The organism is Empedobacter sp. UBA5036 (genome assembly GCF_002415215.1).
Classification (GTDB): Bacteria; Bacteroidota; Bacteroidia; order Flavobacteriales; family Weeksellaceae; genus Empedobacter; species Empedobacter falsenii_B.
In genome coordinates, this window is record NZ_DICC01000078.1 from 1 (window position 1) to 6,779 (window position 6,779).

General features: G+C 30.8%; 5 protein-coding genes. 4 read left to right on the top strand and 1 reads right to left on the bottom strand.

Translation table 11 applies throughout. The features are described from left to right. Positions 1 to 121 precede the first annotated feature (121 nt). On the bottom strand, positions 122 to 286 hold the full coding sequence (locus B4J88_RS15065; RefSeq protein WP_219035308.1) for an NUDIX domain-containing protein: 165 nt from the start codon (positions 284 to 286) through the stop codon (positions 122 to 124). Between the two features lie 49 nt (positions 287 to 335). Between B4J88_RS15065 and B4J88_RS15070 the strand changes: the two genes are divergently transcribed. The 4 genes from B4J88_RS15070 to B4J88_RS15085 are packed head-to-tail and all read left to right on the top strand — an operon-like array spanning position 336 to position 6,645. Next, positions 336 to 2,957, top strand: a complete 2,622-nt coding sequence (locus B4J88_RS15070; protein WP_291048252.1) for a TonB-dependent receptor — start codon at positions 336 to 338, stop codon at positions 2,955 to 2,957. 27 nt (positions 2,958 to 2,984) lie between these two features. After that, entirely contained in the window at positions 2,985 to 3,989 is a 1,005-nt protein-coding gene (locus tag B4J88_RS15075; RefSeq protein ID WP_219035311.1) for a DUF4876 domain-containing protein, read from the top strand. A gap of 12 nt (positions 3,990 to 4,001) precedes the next feature. Continuing rightward, the gene (locus tag B4J88_RS15080; RefSeq protein WP_291048247.1) at positions 4,002 to 5,600 is read left to right on the top strand and encodes a DUF6850 family outer membrane beta-barrel protein; all 1,599 of its coding nucleotides are present in this window, start codon (positions 4,002 to 4,004) and stop codon (positions 5,598 to 5,600) included. A gap of 1 nt (position 5,601) precedes the next feature. Continuing rightward, positions 5,602 to 6,645 carry a cytochrome-c peroxidase gene (locus B4J88_RS15085; protein ID WP_286494826.1) on the top strand — a complete coding sequence of 348 codons (1,044 nt, stop codon included), beginning with the start codon at positions 5,602 to 5,604 and terminating at the stop codon, positions 6,643 to 6,645. Positions 6,646 to 6,779 lie beyond the last annotated feature (134 nt).

The following is a 6,779-nucleotide window of genomic DNA, read 5'->3' on the forward strand; positions in this document are numbered from 1 at the left end:
CAGTTAGTAAGATACTACCATTATTAATAATAATATTTCTATGAAATATTATTATTATAATATATATTATGTTAAATAAAGTATTTTATTAAGCTCTTTTATATATCCATTATTTATAATTTTAAATGTTGATTTCCCTAACAACAGTTTCTTCTACTAATTCATTTTGTTCTAATCTTCCTCCAGGCAATTCCCATTCGTTTCTATTGTTTTTAACTAACAAATATTTTCCATTAATTATAACGATTCCTTTTACAGAAATTGGAATTAAATATTCTTTACTCATTTTATTAAAATTTGGTTTTGTAAATGCCCAACGAATTTTAACTGGTACTGTGACGGATGAAAATGGTCAAAAATTATCTAACGTTCAGGTTCAGGATCCTCAAACGAAACGATGGACACAAACAAATTCGGATGGCTTTTTTACAATAGAATTAACGAACGAGAATACTAATTTGTCTTTTTCTCAAAAAGGAAAAGAAACACAAGAAATTGTTGTAGATTCTTCAGAAAATAACGTTTCGATTGTGTTATACAATCAAACTTTACGTTTGGAACAAGTTGATATTTTCCCAAAAAAAAAGAAAGAATATTCCGAGATTACGCTTGGTAAAGAAGCAATAGAAAATGTGCAAGCGTTTTCGTTAAACGAAGTTTTGCAACAATTACCAGGACAAGTAACAATGGATTTTAATAATAACGAGTTCAAAAATGTTGTTTTTAGAACTGCGATTTCTTCAAATAATTTGGGATTATCAGGAAGTTTGTCAAGTAATACAAATAATGATCGCAAAGATTATTTTCAGAATAAAGCGTTTGGGACGTCGATTGTAGTCAACGATATTCCAATTTCGAACAATGAAAATATGCAAGCGTTTACTTCCTTATCTGGTGGTGGTTTCAATGATTTTAATAACCCTAGTTATGGTGTTGATTTACGTCAAATTACAACTGCTAATATCGATGAAGTAAAAATTATTCAAGGAATAGCTCCTGCAAAATATGGTGATTTAACTTCAGGATTAATCATCATCAATTCTAAAGTTAGTGCAACTCCCCTACGCGCTTCCATTTCGATGTTAGATGCGACGACTGAATATAATATGTCAAAAGGTTTTAAAATTAATGATAGAAATTTCTTGAGTTTGTCGGGTAATTATTTGGCTTCTAATGAAGATGTTCGCGATAATTTAAAATCCTATAATCGTATAACAACAAATGCGGCGTGGAAATCCTCAAACAAAATCAATACATTGGTTAATACTTTAGAAGGAAGTTTCGCAATCAATAATGATAAAATAAAATATGATCCAGATGATATTTCGGATCCTAAAATAAAGAATGACAAGTTTTCGATTCGATTATCTAATAATCTGAAATGGAACTTGAAAAAAGATTGGATTGATGCTTTGAATGTTGATGCAAATATCAGTTATGAAAAGCAAAATTCGAAAGAAGAACGTTGGAATAATGTCGCAACTGCTGCGGTTACAACTTCTACGGAAAATGGAATTTCGGATGCGATATTTTTACCAAATCAATACACGTTTGTCAAAAATGTAGAAGGAATTCCGATGTCTACTTTCTTAAATATAGAAGGTGTGAAAAATTACGAATCTAAAAATAATTGGAACCATACTTTTTCTGTTGGTTTATCTTCTCGATCAAGCTCTAACAAAGGTCGAGGGACATATACGGACGAAAATACAACGCCTAATTATTATACATTAAGCGGTGCAAAAGGTGGTTTAGGTTATCGTGATTATAATTTCAAAAATACCAAAACGCAATGGCAATTGTCTGTCTATGCAGAAGATAGAATTGTAAAATTTGGCGAAAATGACAATGTTTTCAAATTAGATTTAGGATTTAGATTCGATAATCAGTATGGAAATAACACATTTCAACCGCGTATAAATACATCTTATGCGTTCAATAAAGTGTTTAGAATTCGTGGTGGATACGGTATTGCTTCTAAAGCACCTTCGTTAAATCAGCTATTCACGGGAGATCGAATTTATGATCGTTTGTTGGGAGACGGAATTTATTATGTCAACAATAAACAATATGGGTGGATTGAAACGTTTCTTTTGGAAGGAAATAACTTAAACTTGAAACCAAGTAGATCTTACAATTCAGAAATTGGTTTTGATGTTAATTTACCTTTTGGATCATTAAATGTAACAGGGTATTATAATCAATTGAAGGATGGAATTTCAAGAGTTGATCATGTAGCAACTTTAGAAGGTTCTACAATTAGTGTCGACACATCCACTTCTACTCCAACTTATTCTGTTATTGGGAAAGAAGCCTATCAAATTATTTATAATACTTTGGAAAATAATTTAGAATCGACAGATAAAGGTATTGAAATGTTTATGAATTTTAACCGAATCAAACCTCTAAATTTAGATATTTCAGTGAATGGTTCGTATACAAAAACTACAAATAATAAGCCTGTTTATGAATATTCGGCTTCTACAAATGTTTTAGCAAAAGAGAAATATGCTGTTTATTATAATCCAAAATCGAATGATGAAGCTTTAATGTTTGGAACAAATTTTAATTATCATTTAAAAAAAGTTGGATTGATTTTATCTCTTCGTACAGAACATATTTTTATTCAAAATCACGATAAATACAACAATAGAAATCCAATTGGTTACTTAGATGAAAATTCTGTTTATCACGAAATTCCTGTCGAAGATCGAGGAAATACAGAATTATACGGACATTTGATTAAAGCTCCACAAAAAACATTAGCAGAATTACAAAATTCATTGCATAATTTTCATTTACGTATTTCGAAAGATTTCTTAAATGGATTCAAAGTATCTGTTTATACAACAAATGTTTTTGGTTTAAAACCTACTTATATCAACGATTCTGGTGAAAGAATTGTTTCAAAAATCGCAAAATTTTCATTGGGAGGTAAAATTGAATATACTTTCTAATTCTAAACAATTTCAAAAAAGATTATTATGTTAAAAAAATATATACTTCTCACTCCTATTTTAGCAAGTTTATTATTTAATTCTTGTTCTGATGATGATTTTGGAAATTCAGCGGTTCAACCCGTTACATTTACAACAAAAGTTACTTTTGATAGCGATTTTGATGCTTCAAAATTACCTGTAAATGCGAAAACAATTCTAAAAAATATACAAACAGGAATGACGAATGAAGTAATTTATGCAGATGGTTTAATTTTTGGACAATTATTTGGCGCAAATACAGTCGAATCTCAACCATATTCCCAAGCAAATGGACAATTAGATTGGTCTAAAGGTGAAGGAAACACAAAAGGTGCAGAAGCAAATACAGGTTATGTGTATGTTGCGAATGCGGTTCGTATTCCAGGAAATGGAACGACTTATCCAGTTCAACCAGGACAAAGTATTACAATTGCGCAAACGGCGATAAATCACAAAGGAAATTACACCGATGCAAATGGTAAAGTAATCGAAATTCTAAAACCAGAGTTGACGGTCGATTTATCAAATGCAGATTTTGAGGTAAATATGACGAGCTATTTAGGTTCTCAATATTCATATGATATTCAAAATCCTGCTGTTCCAGATTTAGATATTGTTTGGTGGGCAAATGGAAATAAAGATTTATTGTTAGATAATTTAGGTCGTCAAGCTTATATTCTTTTTAGGGCTGATGAAAATGATATAAATGGTTTTGGAAAAGTTAAAAATCCATCAAATAAAACGACGTATCAGTATTTACAATTGCCGAATTATTTTATTTTAGATGCTGTAGAAACAACACAAGACATGGGAACTAAATTGGTTCCGAAAAAATTACAGAACAAACAAGATGCTGGTTACGCCTATTTAACAGCAGGATCTTATACATCAACATCTATTATTCGTAAAACTCAAAAAACAATTAATGGTCGTATAATTTTGAAGGATACAAACAATTCGACAAACGATTTTGTAAACATCAAAGCTGAACCAAAGATTTTTGCGCAATAGAAATTAAAAAACATGAAATCAATTGATTTAACAACATACGATAACAAATTATTGAAAATTGTTTCTTTTGCTTGTTTACTTTTAGGAAGTACATCATTTGCGCAAGAAAATGATTCGATAAAAGTAACTTCTAACGAAGCTGAACAAGTTATAAAGGATTTGAATTGGCAATTACCTGTTGCGACACATTCTTTACCGATTAAAGATTATACGCATACTGGAATTTATTTCAGTCATAAAAACAATCAATTTTCGCGTAAACAAACAGCAGAAGAAACAAGTCGTTACGGTTTTTTGAGCGAAGGTTTATATACAACTGAAAATGGTTTTAGAATTTTCGGAATGATTGACTTGCAGAAATTCAATGAAAAAAATCTTTCATGGAACCTTTCTGACGAGCGTACAGATGAGCAACAAGTGCTTTCTCCTCAATATTTCTACGTTCCGCGTGCAGCAGATTGGGATAATCAGCAATATTTGATTCGTGGTGGAGTTTCGAAAAATTTTGGCAATTTAACTTTGGCTGCAAAAGCTGAATTGAATGTCAACAAAATGGCGCGTAAATTAGATCCTCGTCCAGAGATTAAAAACAATCAATTAGTTGGAGAAATTCAAGTTGGTTATGAACTTTTTGAGGGACATCAGATTTTTGTGTTAGGTTCATATGGTCGAAAAGATAAAGATTATAGTCTAAAGTATAAAGGTAGAAATCAAGATGTAGAAGAAAATTCGAATACCTATTTGCGTTACATGGCTGGTTATGGTCGCGAAATTAATAATCCATTGAGAAATAAAATAGATAACGAAAAAACAATTTACGAATATTTTACACGAAATATCATTTCTAAAATCGGTGGTGGATATCAATTTAATTCAGACAATACAAAGTTGATTTTAGGTTACAATTACCAAGAAAATCAACAGCGAATGTATGATAGCAAAACAAAAGAAGATAAGTTCTTTATCTATGTTTGGGATATCAACGAGCATTTTGCTTATGCGAATTTTATGACAAAATTTGATAACAATACAATCAATACACGTTTAGATTTTTCGAGAAAAGATGGTGAAAATTACGATGTTTCTATCGGTGGAATGAATTATCAAAATCGTTTACAAAATCTAAATTTTGATGTTAACTTAGCTAATCGTGATGTTACGAAAATGAATTATTTTCTTGGATTCAAAACAAGCTATAATCAGAACAAATATTACGATGCTTTAGCTATTTATGACATGAAAATTAAATCGTTAGATGTTGGTATTTATGGAAATAAAGATTTAATGTTGAATGATAATTCGAAAATAAATATTGGTTTAGCTTTTAATTATTATGCTTTATTGGATTCTTATTTTGATTATACAAAAATGACTGGAATCAACGAAGATACTTTCTATGACAATGTAGCGGCTTATGATTATGCGTACAATACAACCAATCATTTTGATGCTTCAACTTCTATTCGCTACATTTTACCTGTAAAAAACAATAAAACAATCGAAGTATATACGCAGTTAAAAGGTATATTTGCAACAAATAAGAGCAATTTTACCGAAATCAATACAGATAATACGTATTTAATGAATTTCGGAATTCAATTAAATTATTAGAATGAAGATGAAAAAAATGCTTCCAATCGTTGCATTTGGTGCGACTACTCTATTTTATGCGTTTAACAGTAACAAAATAATCGATCAAGGTTATACAGTTACCGAATTACGTGCATTGTATAGTAGCGGAGATCAGTCAAAATGGCCTAAACCAACTGTTGACGAAAGTGTTTTGAAAGATGGTTTTGAAGATATTGGTACATTAGGCGAAGTTCCTTTTCCTAAAGATAATCCGTATTCTAAAGAAAAAGCTGAGTTAGGAAAATCCTTATTTTTTGATCCTCGTTTATCAAATTCAAATCAAATTTCTTGTGCAAATTGCCACGATCCTGAGCTGAATTGGGGTGATGGTCGTCGTGTTCCTTATGGCGAAGATCGACAATTGGGAGCGCGTAATTCGCCGAGTTTGATGAATGTTGCTTACTCAAAAGTGATGTTTTGGGATGGTCGTGCAAAAACATTGGAAGAACAAGCTGAATTTCCGATTCGTGATAAAAAAGAAATGAATCATCATATTGATTTTGCAACAAAACGAATTGCTGAAATTAATGGTTACAAAGAATTATTTAAAGCTGCTTTTGGTGACGAAAAAGTAACGAATGACCGTATTACAAAAGCAATTGCAACCTTTGAACGTACGATTTTATCACCAAAAAATAGATTTGATAAATTTATTTCAGGAAAATCGGATGAATTAACTGATCAAGAAATTGAAGGTTTACATCTTTTCCGTACAAAAGCGCGTTGCATCAATTGTCACAATACAGCATATTTTTCGGATAATAAATTTCATAATATAGGTTTGACATATTATGGTCGAGAATACGAGGATTTAGGATTATACAATACAACTAAATTGGCTAAGAATGTTGGTGAATTCAAAACACCTTCATTACGAGAAGTTCCTCAAAATGCTCCTTATATGCACAACGGACTTTTTCCTACGATTCGTGGTGTAATCAATATGTACAATGCAGGAATGTTCCATTTTCAACCAAATGAGAAACAGAAAATGATTCATTATTTCCGAAAACAACAGAGTTAGTTCAGAAATTGAATTTAACTGCTTCGGAAATGGATGCATTAGAAGCTTTTTTGATGAGTTTGAAACAGAATCAATACAAAATGCGTCCACCGCAATTACCGAATAAATAACAAATTGTAACGTCCTGAAAAAAT

Coding starts and splice junctions, on each gene's coding strand:
- B4J88_RS15065 (WP_219035308.1), bottom strand. CDS start 286: ATGAGTAAAGAATATTTAATTCCAATTTCTGTAAAAGGAATCGTTATA.
- B4J88_RS15075 (WP_219035311.1), top strand. CDS start 2,985: ATGTTAAAAAAATATATACTTCTCACTCCTATTTTAGCAAGTTTATTA.
- B4J88_RS15080 (WP_291048247.1), top strand. CDS start 4,002: ATGAAATCAATTGATTTAACAACATACGATAACAAATTATTGAAAATT.
- B4J88_RS15085 (WP_286494826.1), top strand. CDS start 5,602: ATGAAGATGAAAAAAATGCTTCCAATCGTTGCATTTGGTGCGACTACT.